Source organism: Bacillus altitudinis 41KF2b (assembly GCF_000691145.1).
GTDB classification, from domain to species: Bacteria; Bacillota; Bacilli; order Bacillales; family Bacillaceae; genus Bacillus; species Bacillus altitudinis.
This window is the reverse complement of the sequence record NZ_ASJC01000015.1, coordinates 22,914-42,020: the sequence shown is the minus strand read 5'-3', so window position 1 is coordinate 42,020 and position 19,107 is coordinate 22,914. Positions and strand designations below refer to the sequence as shown.

General features: G+C 39.4%; 21 protein-coding genes. 17 read left to right on the top strand and 4 right to left on the bottom strand.

All coding sequences use genetic code 11. The annotated features are described in order from the left end of the window. Positions 1–136: 136 nt before the first annotated feature. Positions 137–1,477, bottom strand: a complete 1,341-nt coding sequence (gene dnaA / locus BA79_RS17120) for a chromosomal replication initiator protein DnaA (RefSeq protein ID WP_008347594.1) — start codon at positions 1,475–1,477, stop codon at positions 137–139. 620 nt (positions 1,478–2,097) lie between these two features. Between dnaA and rpmH the strand changes: the two genes are divergently transcribed. The 11 genes from rpmH to BA79_RS17070 all read left to right on the top strand — a co-directional run bounded on the left by rpmH (position 2,098) and on the right by BA79_RS17070 (position 12,441). After that, positions 2,098–2,232, top strand: coding sequence for a 50S ribosomal protein L34 (gene rpmH, locus BA79_RS19290; protein ID WP_008360908.1), 135 nt, complete (start codon positions 2,098–2,100; stop codon positions 2,230–2,232). Between the two features lie 78 nt (positions 2,233–2,310). Next, positions 2,311–2,670 carry a ribonuclease P protein component gene (gene rnpA, locus BA79_RS17115; RefSeq protein WP_008347592.1) on the top strand — a complete coding sequence of 120 codons (360 nt, stop codon included), beginning with the start codon at positions 2,311–2,313 and terminating at the stop codon, positions 2,668–2,670. 158 nt (positions 2,671–2,828) lie between these two features. Beyond that, complete coding sequence (spoIIIJ, locus tag BA79_RS17110) at positions 2,829–3,611, top strand: YidC family membrane integrase SpoIIIJ (RefSeq protein ID WP_089374159.1); 783 nt, start codon at positions 2,829–2,831, stop codon at positions 3,609–3,611. Continuing rightward, on the top strand, positions 3,608–4,231 hold the full coding sequence (gene jag / locus BA79_RS17105) for an RNA-binding cell elongation regulator Jag/EloR (RefSeq protein ID WP_035704123.1): 624 nt from the start codon (positions 3,608–3,610) through the stop codon (positions 4,229–4,231). Before spoIIIJ ends, jag begins: the two co-directional genes overlap by 4 nt. Positions 4,232–4,633: 402 nt before the next feature. Next, positions 4,634–6,013, top strand: coding sequence for a tRNA uridine-5-carboxymethylaminomethyl(34) synthesis GTPase MnmE (gene mnmE / locus BA79_RS17100; RefSeq protein WP_017359868.1), 1,380 nt, complete (start codon positions 4,634–4,636; stop codon positions 6,011–6,013). A gap of 17 nt (positions 6,014–6,030) precedes the next feature. Further along, the gene (gene mnmG / locus BA79_RS17095; RefSeq protein ID WP_035390146.1) at positions 6,031–7,917 is read left to right on the top strand and encodes a tRNA uridine-5-carboxymethylaminomethyl(34) synthesis enzyme MnmG; all 1,887 of its coding nucleotides are present in this window, start codon (positions 6,031–6,033) and stop codon (positions 7,915–7,917) included. 13 nt (positions 7,918–7,930) lie between these two features. Continuing rightward, positions 7,931–8,650 carry a 16S rRNA (guanine(527)-N(7))-methyltransferase RsmG gene (rsmG, locus tag BA79_RS17090; protein WP_035704119.1) on the top strand — a complete coding sequence of 240 codons (720 nt, stop codon included), beginning with the start codon at positions 7,931–7,933 and terminating at the stop codon, positions 8,648–8,650. 105 nt (positions 8,651–8,755) lie between these two features. Next, positions 8,756–9,631 carry a nucleoid occlusion protein gene (gene noc / locus BA79_RS17085; protein ID WP_008347579.1) on the top strand — a complete coding sequence of 292 codons (876 nt, stop codon included), beginning with the start codon at positions 8,756–8,758 and terminating at the stop codon, positions 9,629–9,631. A 129-nt stretch (positions 9,632–9,760) separates the two neighbouring features. Beyond that, complete coding sequence (locus BA79_RS17080; RefSeq protein ID WP_017359870.1) at positions 9,761–10,594, top strand: YiiX/YebB-like N1pC/P60 family cysteine hydrolase; 834 nt, start codon at positions 9,761–9,763, stop codon at positions 10,592–10,594. A 238-nt stretch (positions 10,595–10,832) separates the two neighbouring features. Next, complete coding sequence (soj, locus tag BA79_RS17075) at positions 10,833–11,594, top strand: sporulation initiation inhibitor protein Soj (protein WP_008360890.1); 762 nt, start codon at positions 10,833–10,835, stop codon at positions 11,592–11,594. Beyond that, a complete protein-coding gene (locus tag BA79_RS17070) occupies positions 11,587–12,441 on the top strand; it encodes a ParB/RepB/Spo0J family partition protein (RefSeq protein WP_035704116.1) in 855 nt (284 codons plus the stop codon). Before soj ends, BA79_RS17070 begins: the two co-directional genes overlap by 8 nt. Before the next feature lie 25 nt (positions 12,442–12,466). On the opposite strand, the gene yyaC is transcribed toward BA79_RS17070, so the two are convergent. Further along, on the bottom strand, positions 12,467–13,093 hold the full coding sequence (gene yyaC / locus BA79_RS17065) for a spore protease YyaC (RefSeq protein ID WP_025208343.1): 627 nt from the start codon (positions 13,091–13,093) through the stop codon (positions 12,467–12,469). Positions 13,094–13,165: 72 nt separating this feature from the next. Between yyaC and BA79_RS17060 the strand changes: the two genes are divergently transcribed. Further along, positions 13,166–14,221: a YkvI family membrane protein gene (locus BA79_RS17060; RefSeq protein WP_079919768.1), complete on the top strand. Its 1,056-nt coding sequence runs from the start codon at positions 13,166–13,168 to the stop codon at positions 14,219–14,221. Between the two features lie 25 nt (positions 14,222–14,246). Here the strand turns inward: BA79_RS17060 and BA79_RS17055 are convergent, their stop codons facing one another. Together BA79_RS17055 and BA79_RS17050 are read right to left on the bottom strand one after the other, a co-directional pair. After that, complete coding sequence (locus tag BA79_RS17055; protein ID WP_007497462.1) at positions 14,247–14,657, bottom strand: hypothetical protein; 411 nt, start codon at positions 14,655–14,657, stop codon at positions 14,247–14,249. Positions 14,658–14,672: 15 nt separating this feature from the next. Then, positions 14,673–15,992, bottom strand: coding sequence for a phage hydrolase (locus BA79_RS17050; RefSeq protein WP_035704112.1), 1,320 nt, complete (start codon positions 15,990–15,992; stop codon positions 14,673–14,675). 294 nt (positions 15,993–16,286) lie between these two features. Between BA79_RS17050 and BA79_RS17045 the strand changes: the two genes are divergently transcribed. From BA79_RS17045 to rpsR, 5 genes are all read left to right on the top strand, one after another. Beyond that, positions 16,287–16,493 (top strand): DUF951 domain-containing protein, encoded by a 207-nt coding sequence (locus tag BA79_RS17045; protein ID WP_008347561.1) that lies wholly within the window; start codon positions 16,287–16,289, stop codon positions 16,491–16,493. Positions 16,494–16,708: 215 nt separating this feature from the next. After that, positions 16,709–17,809 carry a redox-regulated ATPase YchF gene (gene ychF / locus BA79_RS17040; RefSeq protein WP_007497458.1) on the top strand — a complete coding sequence of 367 codons (1,101 nt, stop codon included), beginning with the start codon at positions 16,709–16,711 and terminating at the stop codon, positions 17,807–17,809. A 108-nt stretch (positions 17,810–17,917) separates the two neighbouring features. Next, positions 17,918–18,205 carry a 30S ribosomal protein S6 gene (rpsF, locus tag BA79_RS17035; protein WP_008347557.1) on the top strand — a complete coding sequence of 96 codons (288 nt, stop codon included), beginning with the start codon at positions 17,918–17,920 and terminating at the stop codon, positions 18,203–18,205. A gap of 36 nt (positions 18,206–18,241) precedes the next feature. Further along, complete coding sequence (gene ssbA, locus BA79_RS17030; protein ID WP_007497456.1) at positions 18,242–18,784, top strand: single-stranded DNA-binding protein SsbA; 543 nt, start codon at positions 18,242–18,244, stop codon at positions 18,782–18,784. A 41-nt stretch (positions 18,785–18,825) separates the two neighbouring features. Next, the gene (rpsR, locus tag BA79_RS17025; protein WP_008347556.1) at positions 18,826–19,065 is read left to right on the top strand and encodes a 30S ribosomal protein S18; all 240 of its coding nucleotides are present in this window, start codon (positions 18,826–18,828) and stop codon (positions 19,063–19,065) included. Positions 19,066–19,107: the final 42 nt, after the last annotated feature.

The window sequence follows — 19,107 nt, the reverse complement described above, 5'->3', positions numbered from 1 at the left end:
AAGTACTAGTAGGGCTTGTGAATATGTGGATAAGTCAGTAGAAAGAAAGGAAAGACAGCCTATCCACATGTGGACAGACTGTGTATGACTATGCTCTAGTTATTCACATTTTCCCGTACTTATCTTATCAGCTTGATTATTTTAGTTGTTCTTTGATCTCTTTGACATGCTGCTGAAGCTGTTCATCTTCAACGATTAATTTTGAAATTTTCTCATGAGCATGAATGACGGTCGTATGATCTCGTCCACCAAATTCTTCTCCGATTTTAGGTAGAGAGGAATCTGTCATTTCTCTAGAGAGATACATCGCAATTTGTCTTGGATAAGCAACTGATTTCGTACGTTTCTTCGCTTTGAAATCTTCTAATCGAATATTAAATTGCTGCCCTACAATTCTTTGAATATCTTTAATTGTAATCACCTTAGGTTTCGATGAAGGAATGATGTCCTTTAGGGCTTCAGCTGCTAGATCAGCATTGATGTCTTTATTGATTAAAGAAGAGTAAGCAACAACACGAATCAAAGCACCTTCCAGTTCCCGAATGTTGCTGTCGATTTGATTGGCAATATAAAGCATGACTTCATTCGGAATGTCTAAACCTTCTGCTTTTGCTTTTTTACGTAAGATCGCAATACGCGTTTCTAGATCTGGCGGGGTAATGTCTGTAATTAAGCCCCATTCGAATCGAGAGCGTAATCTGTCTTCAAGTGTCGGAATTTCCTTTGGCGGCCGGTCACTAGAAATGACGATTTGCTTACTTTCTTCGTGAAGTGTGTTGAATGTATGGAAAAACTCTTCTTGTGTTTGTTCTTTTCCTGCTAAAAATTGAATATCATCTATCAAAAGCACATCTACATTCCGATAGCGATTACGGAAATCGACTGCTTTGTTGTCCCGGATTGAGTTGATAAATTCATTTGTAAATTTTTCAGATGATAGATAGACCACTTTGGCTGATGGATTATGGTCGATGACGTAATGACCGATCGCATGCATTAAGTGAGTCTTTCCTAAACCAACGCCCCCATAAATAAAAAGCGGGTTATATGCTTTTGCTGGTGCTTCTGCGACTGCAAGTGAAGCGGCATGAGCAAAACGGTTGCCTGAACCAATAACAAAAGTATCAAATGTATATTTTGGATTCAGCATATTTTGTGGAATTTCAACGGGTTCTTCTTTCGACATTTTTTTGATTGGAGATTTTGGCATGGCTTCCTCTTCGTCCTGATTTTGAGGAATGATAAATTTGATGCTGAGCTCTTCGCCTGTCAGTTCATAGATGGTATCTGCAATTAAGTGAAGGTATCTTGACTCGAGCCAGTCTCTTGCAAATTCATTAGGTGCAGTAATAGTCAGCGTATCTCCTTGAAGAGAATGGGCTTTAGTGGACTTCATCCATGTTTCAAAACTAGGTTTGCTCAATTTTGTCTCTATTTTTTGAAGTGCTTTATTCCACAGATCCAAAATATTTTCCATAAGGCTTCTCCCCCCTCCTTTTCTTTTTAAAATGACCAGTATCAAACTGTTATAGAACACGAAAAAGAGCAAATGGTCATCACCATTCGTGCACATACTTTGTTGAAAACAATTAATATAGTAGAAAAACGTCTTTTCGACAAATTACACAGGTTGTGGATAAACAATTCAACAAGCTGTGTAATAACTTTCCACAGGTTATCCACAAATTGTGGATAAGATAAATAGGCCAGATAAGTAATTAAGAGTTAAAACACAAATATAATATCAAAATAAACAAGATGGTGCAATGGGTGTCACAAACTTATCCACACACTTTACATCCTGTTGAAAAATAATTATCCACATAGGTTATTTGTGTGAAAAAAATGTCGATAATGGATGTGGATAGTCAAAATATGCCGGAAAAATATCCACAACCTTGTTTTGAAGGTTTTTTTGAAGGAAAAAAAGAATAAAATGCTGGAAACTAAAAAAGAAGGTTTCTTCACTTGATAACTTGTGTTATGCTTATAAGGTTGATAATAAGAGTTTTATCATTGATATTGACAATCGATGGGTTACACAAATATAATGAGTTAGACTGTCTTAAACAGCTATTCCTCAGGGAGGTGTCATAAATGAAAAGAACGTTTCAACCAAATAACCGTAAGCGTAGTAAAGTTCATGGCTTCCGCAGCCGTATGAGTTCTAAAAACGGACGTCTAGTTTTAAAGCGACGCCGCAGCAAAGGTAGAAAAAAATTATCAGCTTAGGCCACTGAATAATGTCAGTGGTCTTTTTTACATAAAATCGTAAATGAACTGTCAGTTTTTATCGGAGTGGAAGAAAACATGAAGAAGCGAAACAGGCTAAAAAAAAATGAAGAGTTTCAAACAGTGTTCAAAAAAGGTCAATCAATGGCTAATCGCCAATTCGTCATTTATCAGCTGGACCAACCAAATCAAGAAGAACTGCGTTTAGGATTGTCTGTCAGTAAGAAGATAGGTAATGCAGTGATAAGAAACCGGATTAAACGATTGATCCGTCAGGTGTTCTTAGAGGAAGGTCATAAGCTAAAGCAAGAAAAAGACTACATTGTTATCGCACGAAAACCAGCAAGCGAATTGACCTTTGAAGAAACAAAGAAGTCTCTCCAGCATTTATTTAGAAAATCCGCTGTTTATCAACAACAACCGAAAAAGTCTTCGTAATAGAAACTTTCGTTGAATCAATTTTTAAAAGCGCTTCCTTCATCTAGTGAATAAAAATGAAACCACCACTTTGTAATGAAAAAATGTTACCATACTGATTAGGTGAGTCACTTTCGTAATCAATTCCAACTTAAATAAAGTTTGAAGTAATGGGAGGAATCTTGTTGAAAAGGCGATTATTACTAATATTTAGCTTGATTGGCGTGTTGGTTCTATTGGCAGGATGTACACAAATCAATGAACCAATCACATCAGATAGTAAGGGATTCTGGAATTCTTACATTGTATACCCGCTATCTCAATTAATCACTTACATGGCAAACTTAACTGGTGAAAACTATGGTGTAGCGATTATTATTGTAACTCTTTTGATTCGTTTGCTCATTTTACCATTAATGATTAAACAGTTAAGAAGTACAAAAGCAATGCAAGCACTTCAGCCAGAACTAAAGAAGCTTCGTGAAAAATATAGCTCAAAAGACCAGAAAACACAGCAGCAGCTTCAACAGGAAACAATGGCTCTTTTCCAAAAGAATGGTGTAAATCCATTAGCAGGGTGTTTCCCAATCTTAATTCAAATGCCAATCTTAATTGGTTTTTATCATGCGATCATGAGAACAGCTGAAATCAAGAAGCATACTTTCTTATGGTTTGACTTAGGCAGTCCAGATCCATTATTCCTGTTACCGATTATTGCAGGTGTAGCTACTTTTATTCAGCAGAAGCTAATGATGGCTGGCAATCCTTCGGACAACCCTCAAATGGCGATTATGCTTTGGGTGATGCCAATTATGATCATTGTATTTGCAATCAGTTTCCCAGCGGCACTTTCACTGTACTGGGTTGTAGGTAACATTTTCATGATCATTCAAACGTTGGTCATTAAAACACCTCAAGTAAAAGTTGATACAAAAGAAAAAGCTGGCGGGAACAAAAAATGAAGGAAATAACTGCTGTCGGTCGCACAGTCGAAGAAGCAGTAGATTCCGGACTGAAACAAATTCAACTACTACAAGAAGAAGTAGATATCACAATAGTAGATGAAGGAAAGAAAGGGTTTTTAGGATTATTTGGTAAAAGACAAGCTGTTGTCAAGTTAGTAGAAAAGCGAGATGCGCTCAAATTAGCAACACAGTATTTAGATAAAATTGTTAAATCAATTGATCCTAAAGCAAACATTGTTTCGAAAAAAGAAACGAAAAAGATCTCTTTTCACATTAATGGAGACAAAACTTCATTAATGATTGGAAAAAGAGGACAAACACTGTACTCTTTAGAAACCTTGGTGCAGTTAGTGTTTAATTCTTATTCTGATCAGTATCATCATATTACAATTGATATTGGAGATTATAGGAAGAAACGACAAGAAGCACTTGAACAATATGCAATCAAAACGGCAAACCGTGTTTTAAAAACGAAGAGAAAGGTTCATTTAGAACCGATGCCTTCGAATGAACGAAAAGTCGTTCATGATACGATTGCAGCATTTTCTAAAGAACTTGCCACGGCATCCGAAGATACAGGCAGCAAGCGTCATGTTGTGGTGATGTATAAAAAATAGCAGAAAGGCTAAGATTCAGCAAAGCTGGATTTTAGTCTTTTTTTATTGAAAAATTACCTTTTAATAGTAGATTCCTCCTTTATTTCTAAAAAGTTAGTGTGTTATTTAGATCGAAAACGTCATTTTCCCTTAGTTGCAAAGGGAGAAGGGCGTTTTAATTTATTGGATTTAGGTGTAAGATGTGAAGACAAGTTTAGAACGTCGTTATTCACATGTGGATAAGTTAAGTGTTAAAATAGACAGGGTGCAAAACTGTGGATAATTAAATGTGGGCTACTTTCGCTTCGCATGCATTTGTGGTATCTTTAAATTTTGGATTAAGCGTTTTTGATATAGAGATGGACAACGTCCATTTAATAGATATAAGACTGTCTATTGAATAGAGAAAGAGGTGAATGAGCGGTGGATACAATTGCAGCAATTTCTACACCAATGGGTGAAGGGGCAATTGCCATTATACGTTTAAGCGGGCCTGATGCAGTTCAGATTGCTGATCGCATGTATAAGGGGCCTAAGGAGAAAAAACTTGTATCAGTGGATTCTCATACAATTCATTATGGTCATATTGTAGATTCAAGTACCGAGCAAGTGATAGAAGAGGTCATGGTGTCTGTATTAAGAGCGCCAAAAACATTTACGAGAGAAGACGTTATTGAGATCAACTGCCATGGCGGAATTGTCACGGTCAATAAAGTCTTGCAGCTTGCTTTAAAAGAAGGAGCGAGATTAGCGGAGCCAGGTGAGTTTACAAAACGTGCTTTCCTAAATGGAAGAATCGACTTGTCACAAGCAGAAGCCGTAATGGACTTGATTCGTGCAAAAACTGATCGTGCGATGAATGTCGCAATGACTCAAATGGAGGGACGTCTCTCCGGTTTGATTAAACGTCTTCGTGGTGAGATATTGGAGACACTTGCCCATGTAGAAGTGAATATTGATTATCCAGAGTATGACGATGTGGAAGAAATGACACATCGAGTCTTAGTTGAGAAGGCGACATCTGTGAAAAAGGAAATTGAATCGCTTCTAACGACTTCACAGCAGGGGAAAATCCTACGTGAGGGCTTATCTACTGTTATTATTGGAAGGCCAAATGTTGGGAAGTCTTCCTTATTAAATAGTCTTGTTCAGGAAACAAAGGCGATTGTGACCGATATTCCTGGAACAACCAGAGATGTCATCGAGGAATATGTGAATGTAAGAGGAGTACCGCTCCGTTTAGTAGATACTGCGGGTATACGTGAGACTGAAGACATTGTTGAGCGTATTGGGGTCGAACGATCAAGACAGGTCTTAAAAGAAGCTGACCTGATTTTACTTGTGCTCAATTATAGTGAAGAGTTATCTGAGGAAGATATTAAGCTATTTGAGGCTGTCTCAGGTATGGATATTATTGTGATTGTCAATAAGACTGATCTTGAGCCTAAACTTGATGTAGAAAAAGTAAAAGAGTTAGCGAAAGATCGTCCAGTCGTGACAACATCTTTATTGCAAGAAAAAGGGATTGATGAGCTTGAAATGGCTATTCAATCATTATTCTTCACTGGCTCAATTGAAAGTGGAGATTTAACGTATGTGAGCAATACTAGGCATATTGCGCTCCTTCAAGAAGCAAAACAATCGATTGAGGATGCTCTAGAAGGAATTGAAATGGATGTACCGATCGACATTGTTCAAATAGATTTAACACGCTGTTGGGAGCAGCTAGGTGAAATTATTGGGGATGCTGTTCATGAAAGCTTAATTGATCAGTTATTCTCTCAATTCTGTTTAGGAAAGTAAAGGGAGGAACAAAAGAAATGGGTTATGAAGCTGGCCAATATGATGTAATCGTCGTCGGTGCCGGTCATGCTGGTGTTGAGGCTGCTCTTGCTTCTGCAAGACAGGGCGCCAAAACACTTGTATTGACCATCAATCTCGATATGGTTGCTTTTATGCCATGTAATCCGTCCGTAGGAGGTCCCGCTAAAGGGATTGTCGTCAGAGAAATTGATGCGCTAGGCGGAGAAATGGCACGAAATATAGATAAGACACATATTCAAATGCGTATGCTGAATACTGGGAAAGGACCTGCTGTCCGTGCGTTAAGAGCGCAAGCAGATAAGTTTCAATATCAGCACGAAATGAAAAAAACAATGGAAAATGAACCAAACCTAACAATGCTGCAAGGGATGGTAGACCATTTAATTGTAGAAGATGATGAATGTAAAGGTGTTGTGACTCAAACAGGTGCAAATTATCGCGCGAAGTCTGTTGTTCTAACGACTGGTACTTTCTTAAAAGGCCGCATTATTTTAGGGGATCTTTCTTATTCAAGCGGTCCTAATAATCAGCAGCCTTCCATTAAATTATCGGATCATCTAGCAGAATTAGGATTCGATTTGGTTCGCTTTAAAACTGGGACACCACCTCGAGTAAACAGCCACTCGATTGATTATAGTAAGACGGAAATTCAACCAGGTGACGATGTACCACGTGCGTTTTCTTATGAAACTGTGGAATATATTACAGATCAATTACCATGCTGGTTAACATACACGAGTTTAGAGACTCATCAAATTATTGATGAGAATCTTCACCGTTCTCCTATGTATTCAGGTATGATTAAAGGAACAGGTCCTAGATACTGCCCGTCTATTGAGGATAAGGTGGTTCGTTTTAATGATAAACCGAGACATCAAATTTTCTTAGAGCCAGAAGGCCGTAATACGCAAGAAGTGTATGTTCAAGGTTTATCTACAAGTCTGCCAGAGGATGTACAGCAACGAATGCTGTCAACCATTCCAGGACTTGAAAATGTACAAATGATGCGAGCGGGTTATGCCATTGAGTATGATGCGATTGTGCCTACACAATTGTGGCCGACACTTGAGACGAAGAAAATTTCTGGATTATATACAGCTGGCCAAATTAATGGTACCTCTGGTTATGAGGAAGCTGCAGGTCAAGGAATTATGGCAGGTATCAATGCAGGAAGAAAAGCATTGGGTAAAGAAGAAGTCATTTTAAGCCGATCTGATGCATATATCGGTGTTCTCATTGATGATCTTGTCACGAAGGGTACAAATGAACCTTACCGTCTTTTAACTTCTCGTGCAGAGTACCGCTTACTTCTGCGTCATGACAATGCTGATTTAAGATTAACGGAACTTGGATATAACATTGGTTTAATTTCTGAAGAGAGATTCCAAGCATTCACACAGAAAAAAGAGGCCATTGAAGCAGAGAAAAAACGTTTATATTCTGTCATTATTAAACCTACAGTAGAGACACAGGAATATATTCGTTCACTTGGTGGAAGTGAATTGAAGGACGGTATTCGCGCTAGTGATCTGATGAAGCGCCCAGAGATGAACTATGAATCTGTTGTGAAACTAGCTCCTGCTGACACATCGCTTCCTGCTGATGTGTGTGAACAGGTAGAGATTCAAATTAAATATGAAGGTTATATCGAAAAGTCGCTCCAACAAGTTGAAAAGCTGAAAAAGATGGAAAACAAAAAGATTCCGGATCGAATCGATTATGATGCCATCAAAGGGATTGCAACTGAAGCGAAGCAAAAGCTAAAAGAAGTCCGACCGCTTTCTGTTGCACAGGCTTCTCGTATTTCAGGCGTTAACCCTGCTGATATTTCTATCCTTTTAGTGTATTTGGAGCAGGGACGTATTGCGAAGATAGCAGAGTAGAAAGGATGTCGGCATGAACATTGAACAATTTACAGCAGCACTAGAGGAGAAAGGGATCACTCTTTCTCCAGTGCAGCTTGAACAATTTGAAACTTACTTCCATATGCTTGTAGAATGGAACGAGAAGATGAATTTAACGTCCATTACAGAAAAGGAAGAAGTATATTTAAAGCATTTTTATGACTCGATATCAGCAGCATTTTTTATTGATTTTCACAATGTGACAACAATTTGTGATATTGGAGCTGGTGCTGGTTTTCCAAGCATTCCTCTTAAAATTTGTTTCCCTCATCTACATGTGACCATTGTTGATTCTCTCCAGAAACGCATTACGTTTCTCAATGAGTTAGCAAAAGGGTTAAACTTACAAGATACTACTTTTTATCATGATCGTGCGGAGACCTTTGGACAACGTAAAGATCAACGTGAAAGCTATGACCTTGTCACCGCTAGAGCAGTTGCGCGCTTATCTGTCTTGAGCGAACTATGCCTGCCTCTTGTGAAAAAGGAAGGATTGTTTGTTGCATTAAAAGCATCTGCTGCAGATGAAGAGATGCAAGCAGGAAAAAAAGCTTTCACTGTCCTCGGAGGAGAGGTTGTTGAAAAGCATTCCTTTGTTCTTCCTTTAGAAGAAAGCGAACGGAACATCATTGTCATTGAAAAGAAAAAACAAACACCAAAAAAATATCCTAGAAAACCAGGAACACCTAATAAATCACCAATAGAAGGTTGATCATGTAAAAGGTCGGTTTTTCTTCAATATTTATGATTTTACAGAAGGAAAAAACATGAGAAAATAGAATTATAAAAAGGTAGTTTTTAAAGGTGGTGTAGGTTCATGAAGCATTCACTCTCACGCTTCTTCGGGCTTGGTGACAAAGAACAACCTGAGCGTGATACCGAAATAGAGGCAGAGATTGCTGAGCATGATACATTAAAGGAAGAGATACAGGAGCTCCCGGTCGACACAATTATGCCTAACCGTTTTCAGCCACGCACCATTTTTTCAGAAGAAAAGATACAAGAGCTGGCCACAACCATTCATACCCATGGCATTATTCAACCGATTGTTGTTAGACCAACAGAAGAAGAAGGAAAATATGAACTGATCGCCGGCGAAAGACGTTGGAGAGCGGTACAAACTCTTCAATGGGAGAAAATCCCCGCTATTATAAAAGATTTTACTGATACGGAAACGGCATCTGTGGCATTGATTGAAAATTTGCAAAGAGAAGAGCTGTCTGCAATTGAAGAGGCTCATGCTTATGCACGTCTTTTAGAGCTTCATGATTTAACGCAAGAAGCGCTTGCTCAGCGTTTAGGTAAGGGACAATCGACTGTTGCAAACAAACTAAGACTTTTAAAGTTGCCTGAAGAGGTACAGCAAGCCATTTTGGAGAAAAAAATCTCTGAGAGGCATGCCCGTTCACTTGTACCTCTAAAGCTTCCAGAATTACAAATCACGCTGTTGCAGGAAATCATTGAAAAGCAGCTAAATGTGAAACAGACTGAAGAGCGTGTAGTGAAGATGCTTGAACAAAAAACAGATCGCAAACCGAAGCCGAAACGTAAGGCGTTTAGCCGAGATACGCGAATTGCGATGAATACCATTCGTCAGTCTCTCCATATGGTAGAAGATAGCGGACTTAAAATAAATACCGAGGAAGAAGAATTTGAGGAATATATCCAATTAACCATTCGCATTCCTAAATAGAAAAAAGCTGATGAGCATTACTCGTCAGCTTTTTTTGTCTTTCCTTCCCTTAAATTCATGATATTTACTTATTATTAATTAATTGGTAAAATATGATTTTCATAGTAGAAGGGAGGTGACATATAACCAATGAAAATGAAAAAGACTATTTTTGCTATTATCTGTTATTTACTAATCTCTTTTTCTCTTTTTTCAAATGAAACGACTGTGTTTGCTGTGAGCACGTCAACGAATCATGATACTCATTCAGCGGAAGAAACGATTACAAAAGAAGAACTCAGTGCTCTGAAGAAACAAGGTGTGGTTTCGACAGATGTAACGGTTCAACAATTAAATCAAGAGCAAGCGTCTCAGGACGATGCGATCGATGTCATCACAGCTGATGATGATTTGGAGAACTATGGCTTACGGCAAAACAAACAGGATGAAATGGTAACAGATGAAAGGCCGAATACCATTCGCCATCTTTTTGGTAAACCGTATCCTGGAACCGATATTATGCCTCAAAAAGGGGATATATTGGTGACGAGCACTGGTGCTTTGAATGGTTTAATTGGTCATGCAGGCATCGTCATTAATGAGAAAAGCTATGCATCCATTCCTGGGTTCCGGCAGCATCCAAATATTGATTCCATTCAAAGCTGGTTTCGCTATAGTGCCAATACAAAGGTGATTCGGATTAATCATCAGGAAAAGGCAGATTTAGCTGGGGATTGGGCGCACGATTACGTGAAAGACCATCCGAAGGCTCGATATTCGATCACTATGTCTATTCAATCCTTGGACCCTACTTATTGTTCAAAGATTGTATGGCAGGCTTACGCGAAAACCGGGGACGCTGTTGGACATGCCACATTTACCATTAAAGCACCCTATGGGTTTTTGAAAAAGAAGAACTATAAAACAGTGACACCTAAAGTCATTGTGAGCGAAGGCCGTAAAATTGGCGGGTTAAACTTTTGATTGTATCTCCCTCACTTTTCATGAAAAGTGGGGGTTTTTTGTCTCGTTATTTTCTTCAAAAAGATATATTAATATATCTTCTAAGCGCGTTTTTATGCATCTATCCATGTACGGAAACACAGATTCATTCACGAATTTATAATGGAGAAACAAAAAAAGCAAACGTTTCATACTTTTTTTGATAGAATAGGAAGTATGAATGAATGAGAAACTTGTTAAGTTGAAAGTGGGTGACATCGTGGGGAAAATCATAGCGATTACCAACCAGAAGGGCGGCGTTGGGAAGACGACAACTTCTGTTAATTTGGGTGCGTGTTTAGCATACATAGGAAAACGAGTGTTGTTAGTTGATATTGATCCGCAGGGAAATGCCACGAGTGGTATTGGGATTGAGAAGGCCGATGTAGAGAAGTGCGTGTACGATATTTTAGTAGACGATGCAGATGTACTTGATGTGATTAAGACGACAGAGGTCGAAAATCTTGATGTCATTCCTGCGACGATACAGCTTGCAGGGGCGGAAATTGAGCTTGTGCCTACGATCTCACGTGAAGTGAGGCTGAAAAGAGCACTTGAATCTGTGAAGCAAAATTATGATTATATGATTATTGACTGCCCGCCATCACTTGGGTTACTGACGATTAATGCGTTAACTGCATCCGATTCTGTTTTAATACCGGTTCAGTGTGAATATTATGCGCTTGAAGGATTGAGTCAATTGTTGAATACGGTTCGTCTTGTGCAGAAACATCTAAATACCGACCTTGCCATTGAAGGTGTCTTACTGACAATGCTTGATGCAAGAACAAATCTTGGAATCCAAGTCATCGAAGAAGTAAAAAAATACTTTAGAGATAAAGTCTATCAGACCGTGATTCCGAGAAATGTGAGACTAAGTGAAGCGCCTAGTCATGGGAAACCTATTATCTTGTATGATCCACGTTCAAGAGGTGCAGATGTCTATTTAGACTTAGCAAAGGAAGTGGATGCGAATGGCTAAAGGTCTTGGAAAGGGTATTAATGCACTATTTAACAATGTGGATTCCAATGAAGAAACTGTCGAAGAAATTAAGTTGAAGGATTTGCGCCCGAACCCTTATCAGCCAAGGAAAACGTTTGATGATGATGCATTGTCTGATCTCAAAGAATCAATTCAGCAGCATGGTGTTTTACAGCCGATTATTGTTCGTAAATCGATTAAAGGATATGACATTGTTGCAGGAGAACGCCGTTTCCGTGCAGCACAACAAGCTGGTTTGACAACGATTCCTGCGATCGTCAGGGAATTTTCAGAAACACTGATGAGGGAGATCGCTCTTTTAGAAAACTTACAGCGCGAGGATTTATCTCCATTAGAGGAAGCGGAAGCCTATGCCTCCTTACTAGATCACTTAAGTGTGACTCAGGAGGAATTAGCTAAGCGATTAGGCAAAAGCAGACCGCATATTGCGAACCACCTTCGTTTATTAACATTACCGGATGAAGTACAGAAGCTGATTGCGGATGGAACATTATCCATGGGACATGGACGCACGCTGCTTAGTTTGAAAAACAAAAAGAAGCTGGCGCCATTGGTAAAGAAGGTCGTGGACGAAGGATTAAATGTCCGTCAGGTTGAGAAACTTGTTCAGCAATTAAATGAAAATGTTCCACGTGAAACAAAGAAAAAAGAAGCACCAAAGGATCGCGTGTTGAAAGAAAGAGAATCTTTCTTACAAAATTACTTTGGTACTTCAGTGACGATCAAGAAACAGAAGAAAAAAGGGAAAATTGAGATTGAATTTCTCTCAAATGAAGATTTAGAAAGAATCCTTGAATTGCTTTCTACGAGAGAATCATCGGAATGACCATCTTGATATGAGGTGGTCTTTTTTATATTCTTCCCGTGATATTTTGAATAGGGGTGAAGAGAGAACGGCTTTTTTCTCTCGTCCAATCCATTTGATCAATGTGGGATAGACTTTCAGACAGTGTATTGGCCATAGACATTACAAGATGAAGACGTGTGTTTTGGAGAACGAAGTATTCCATAAAACCGCTCACGTTGACGATTCCATTAATATGAATATTGCCTACTTCTGGCAGCTCTTTTTGCACACCTGCACCGGGCTTTAACGGTCCTTCTCCAATTTGAAACGATCCTACACTTTTCACTCTCCCTAAACAGGCATCAACGGCTACGATAAATGGGTGTTTATGAGCTTGTTCAATTTCAGCGAGCTTTTCCTTTAAATTGACCGCATGCACTGGGTCAGAGAGAGTGCCGTATACATGCAGCTTTTTTAAATCAAGACTTGAAAGCTTTGTTCCTACAAGTGGACCTAGAGAGTCACCGGTTGAGCGGTCTGTTCCTATGCAGACGATGGCAACGGGTCTTTTTCCTGCTTTCTGAAGATGCGAGAATAAAATACTTTTAAGCTGCTGAATGGCATTTGTATCCGTATGGGACACGTATTCTTTCACCCTATTTCTTAAAAAAAGACCGTTCTTGCTATTCATAGGTCTCACTTCCTTGTCATAGTAGTTAGTAACAGTATACGGAAACAAGCTTAATTCTATACCTATGAGGTGATGATTGTGTGGAAGGCTGGTTCAAGGTGGACGCTTTTAATTTTAGGAAGCTTGATAGGAGCGGGATATGCCTCTGGTCAAGAAATTTGGCAGTTTTTTGGCCTTGATAGCGGACTAGCCATTCTACTGTTTACGCTCATGTTTATGCTGTCGACCTATGTGGTGTTAAAAATCAGTTATGAGGTGCGTGCTGATCATTTTGTGCCGGTGTTAGAGCGTCTTGTAGGTCCTTGGCTGGCCAAGGTGTATGATATTTTAATTGTTCTTTATCTATTCACGACAACAACAGTCATGATTGCCGGTGGCGGGGTGACACTTGAGATGTATCATGTGCCATTTTGGGTTGGAATCGGTGCATTTTGTTTATTCTCATTTATGATTTTTTTCTGGGATGTGAAAGGGCTCTTATCTGTGAATGCCTTCATTATACCAATTTTGGTGGCGGGGCTCATCTATGCGTTTGTTTTTTATTATATGAATCATGATCATATGTGGAGAATTGATTTTGGCCAGCAATACAATTGGCCTGCCAGTATCGTCTTTGCTTCTTTGAATATATTATCTGTTGTGGCGGTGCTATCTTCAGTGGGGAAAGAAATGAAGGGGCTTGGAGAGGCCAAGGTTGCAAGTATATTAAGCGGTTTGATTTTTGGTGTCATTTCTTATGTGTATAACGAAATACTAGTTGATATTTCTGGGAGTCTTTCAGCAGAAGGGATTCCTTTGTTTACAGTATTAGAGGGGGCACCAACATCATTGTTTGTGTTTATGACCATTGTTCTTTGTTTAGCGATTTATACAACAACTGCTGCGGGATTATTTGGTTTATCCAGCCGCATGCTCTCTTTTGTACGAATGCCCCGCTGGTTCATTGTATTCATCATGCTTCTTTTGATGGCACCTTTAACCTCTCTTGGATTTGCTGATTTAATTGCTTTCTTGTATCCGATTTACAGCTTGCTCAATCTTTATTTGCTTGTCTGTTTAATGCTGTATCCGATTTTAAGTAAAAAGATATTTTTCCGTTCTAAAAATTATACTGATAAAATAAAATAAACACCTCTCTTTCAAAGAGAAGTGCTTATTTTATCCGAATGGAATCAATCGCTTCCTTGATATCGTCATATACAGGCATGTGCTGGAGACGCTGCATGCGTTCCTCTATTTCTGAGATGGCTTGTCCCTTTAAATGCTGGGATACATGCTGTTTGACAATGGTTGTCTGGTTCATCATGTCTTCTGTTTTGGATAATTGGTACTCCAAGTGCATGCGGGTATTTGCCAATTCGTCGTGAAGCCGCATTTTCAGCAATCGCTTTAAATCTTTTCGTTGTCCTTCTCTGCGCATGGCCTGAATAGCGGCAATTTCTTCAGGTGATTGAGATTGTGTTTGTGGTGCAGATTGACTTTCGAATACAGACATGGAGCGGCGGGCACTCACATTTTGCAAGAAACGCTGGGCGTCACTAGGAGGTTTATTTTGATTGATCATATGGCGACTCCTTTCTTAACGAATACCCATTTGCATCGCAAGGCGTCTATCTGCCTTGGCATAGTCATCACCCATTGTGTACATATGTCTTGAAAGGGTGGAAAGTTCTTGTTCGTAGTCTCTCAAGGTGTACAAGGCATTCAGTTGTTTTTCATGAGAATAAAAGGTTGATTGCGGCTGCTCCATCCTTACTTCCTCTAACAGTGCTTCTACATCGCTATGGGTTAATAAATCATAGTGACCGAAGCCGACAAGTCCTTTCAGTTCTTGTTTTACATGATGGACGGCATCTTTTACACTATCATCAATTCCATCTATTTTCTCAAATACAGTGTGTACTTCATGTTCAATAATACTTTGTAGATCATATGATGAATTTTTTAGTAAATGGGATTTTATGATAATTTCAAGCCCGCTTTGTGCATATGCACGGCCTGAATGGATTTCTTGTAAAAGCATCGCTGTAAAACTTGTATTGTGATCAAGCTGTTCATCTAAAATACGAGCGGTTCCATTCGAATGGAATGAATACCCATTTACTTTGAATTCTCCTGAAACGAGAGCTAAAAATGCATTTGTATCAAATGATTCGTTCCACTCTATATTCATTGATGCAAAAGCTGATCTTAAAAAGGTGTCAATTTCTCTTGGTTTATATTTTATGGATTCTTGGACCGATCCCTGCTCCCGGGGTGGTACGGTGTACTTGACTTGTCCAACTCCATGATCATGGCGATTGAGTAAACCTACATAATGATTGGGTTGAATATATTCCGTGAGAACATGGGTATATTTTCCTTCTACTGCTTTTTGCTGAATGGAAGGTGCCAGGCTGCTCCATATATTTGGGCTATCGAATGTGATGGCTTTTTTGACAGCTGGCTGTTCTGTCGCAATGTAAGCACAAACAGCACCGGCAAGCGCTTGTCCAGTGAGATAGATGGTTGCATTCGGGTGCTTCTGACAGACGTCCTCGATGTATTCCTTCCCTTTAAAAAAGACATGATCTTGTTTCCCGGCTAAGGATTTTCTTTCAATGGGGTAGGCATAATCCGTTTTTAACAATGATTGGGTAGCCGTTTGAACATCTTGTGTCGATGTCACCGTCATTTGTTTTGGCAGAGGACAGTGAAACGCGACAATGAACTCATCTGACTGTTCCTGCTGCATCGTTAAACCATATAATTGATGATCTATTTTTAGAAAATCGTTGACAGTGAGCGTATGCTGACCTACTTCTATCGTATGGTTCTGCTGGTAATTCTCTGCGTTTCCAGCGTGATCGGATATGATTTTATAATCTTTGTCGGTTAATCTATCCTTTCGATTGACCATCGTACCTGCTCCCTCACATAACATTTATGCAGATATCATAAATCAAAAAATATGGAAAAACCACAGCGTTCTACCAATAAAAACCTTTTGACCTACAGTGTTTGTGACAATATTGAAAAAAAGCGGAGTTTAAGTAACTATTGGTCACAAATAAAATGATCTAAAAGAAGGGTTTTTTCTATAAAAAAGAACGGGATTGATACATGACAGCGGCTCTTTATTTTGTGCATTGCTCTCCATCGGCATTTTTTTGTACAATAGATTTAATGAAGTGAGCAAGAGAGGTGAATGCTGATGGCAGACAAAGCATTTGGGTTACATGACGTCGTTGAAATGAAAAAACCCCATCCATGTGGTGCCAATCGGTGGAAAGTTATTCGTTTGGGCATGGATATTCGTATTAAATGCGAAGGGTGCGGGCACAGCGTGATGATCCCAAGAAGAGATTTTGAACGAAAAATGAAGAAAATTCTCGTCAAGCATGAGGAGCCAACTGCTTAAGTAGGCCTCATGCTTTTTTGATGAAATTTGTCTTTTGTTCAGAGAAACAGCTGCAATTTCTCATTTTAAAGCTCCGATTTAGTCTTTTTGGTAATGTTTCTTCTATTGAAAATGCATGATGGTTAGCTTGTCTTTTCATGTAAACCTACTTATAATTGCTCTAGGTTCATATTACGCAGTATAACGAGCACGTTTCATATAGAGGAGATGAAAGAATGGCTTTAACAGCTGGTATTGTTGGCTTACCTAACGTCGGGAAGTCAACGCTATTTAATGCAATTACACAGGCTGGAGCGGAGTCTGCTAACTATCCGTTCTGTACCATTGATCCAAACGTCGGAATTGTAGAAGTTCCAGACGAGCGTTTGCAAAAACTGACAGAATTAGTGCAGCCAAAAAAGACAGTTCCGACTGCTTTCGAATTCACTGATATTGCTGGTATTGTGAAAGGTGCATCTAAAGGAGAAGGTTTAGGGAATAAATTCCTTTCTCACATTCGTCAAGTAGATGCAATCTGTCACGTGGTGAGAGCATTTGCTGATGATAACATTACACATGTGTCAGGTAAGGTTGACCCAGTGTCAGATATTGAAACGATTAATTTAGAATTGATTTTGGCTGATCTAGAAACGGTTGAAAAGCGTTTAACTCGTGTGAGTAAGCTTGCGAAACAAAAAGATAAGGAAGCGGTAGCTGAATTTGATATTTTGGAAAAGCTGAAGGACGCATTTGAAGCTGGAAAATCTGCAAGATCGGTTGAATTTACAGATGAGCAGCAGAAGCTTGTGAAGCAACTTCATTTACTCACGTCAAAACCTATTCTGTATGTAGCAAATGTGAGTGAGGACGAAGTAGCAGATCAGGACGGAAACGAATATGTACAGCAAATTCGTGAGTTTGCATCTGGCGAAAACGCTGAAGTCATCGTCGTTTGTGCGAAGATTGAGTCTGAAATTGCAGAGCTTGAAGGAGAAGAGAAGCAAATGTTCCTTGAAGAGCTTGGCATTAAAGAATCAGGTCTAGATCAGTTGATTAAAGCGTCTTATTCACTTCTAGGTTTAGCTACGTATTTCACAGCAGGTGAGCAAGAAGTACGTGCTTGGACATTTAAAAAAGGAATGAAGGCGCCGGAATGTGCTGGAATCATTCATACGGACTTCGAGCGTGGATTTATTCGTGCTGAAACGGTTGCTTATGAAGATTTACTAGCTGGCGGAAGTATGTCTGCTGCAAAAGAAGCAGGAAAAGTTCGTTTAGAAGGTAAAGAATATATAGTGAAAGATGGAGACGTCATTCATTTCCGTTTTAACGTATAGGTTCTTGTCATAGGCAAAGTAATTTGTTATAATATACAATTGTGAGTAATATAATTTATTGCTCCTTGCCCGTATAGGGCCGCTTAGACCAAAAGGAGGTGCAATCAGATGAGAAAGTACGAAGTTATGTACATCATCCGCCCAACAGTTGACGATGAGGCTAAAAAAGCAGTTATCGACCGTTTTAATAACGTGTTAACTTCTAACGGTGCGGAGATCACTGGAACAAAGGATTGGGGTAAACGTCGTCTTGCATACGAAATCAACGATTTCCGTGAAGGTTTCTACCAAATCGTAAACGTTCAATCTGACGCTGCAGCAGTTCAAGAATTTGACCGCTTAGCTAAGATCAGTGACGATATCATTCGCCACATTGTTGTTAAAGAAGAAGAATAAATCATTGAAATATATATTTAAAGGTGGTCTTTCAATATGCTAAACCGTGTTGTATTGGTCGGAAGACTAACAAAAGACCCTGAGCTTCGCTACACGCCTAATGGTGCGGCTGTAGCCACGTTTACTCTAGCTGTGAATCGTACGTTTACGAATCAATCTGGAGAGCGTGAAGCCGATTTCATTAACTGTGTTACTTGGAGAAGACAAGCCGAGAACGTGGCTAATTTCTTGAAAAAAGGAAGTCTTGCCGGTGTAGACGGTCGCTTGCAGACAAGAAACTATGAAAACCAGCAAGGACAGCGTGTCTTCGTGACAGAAGTTCAAGCTGAAAGTGTTCAATTTCTTGAGCCTAAAAGCGGCGGTGCTGGTTCAGGTGGATACAGCGGCGGTGGCAATAGCGGAGGCCAGTATTATGGCGGTAGCCAAAATGATCAGAATCCATTTGGAAATGAACCAAGTCAAAATCCATATGGCAATCAAAACAACCAAAATCGTAATCAGGGAAATAGCTTCAATGATGACCCATTTGCGAATGATGGTAAACCGATTGACATCTCCGATGATGATTTGCCATTCTAATTGATCTGAAAAAAATGACCAAAGGAAAGGTGTGAAAACAAATGGCAGGTGGACGCAGAGGCGGTCGTGCGAAACGTCGTAAAGTATGTTTCTTTACTTCTAACGGAATCACGCACATCGATTACAAAGATGTTGATCTTCTTAGAAAGTTTGTTTCTGAGCGTGGTAAAATTTTACCTCGTCGTGTAACAGGAACTAGCGCTAAGTATCAACGTAAATTGACATTAGCGATTAAAAAATCACGTCAAATGGCATTACTTCCATACGTTACTGGTGAGTAAGTCGTTGACTTAAAAGCGAAGGGCCTTGAGCTCTTCGCTTTT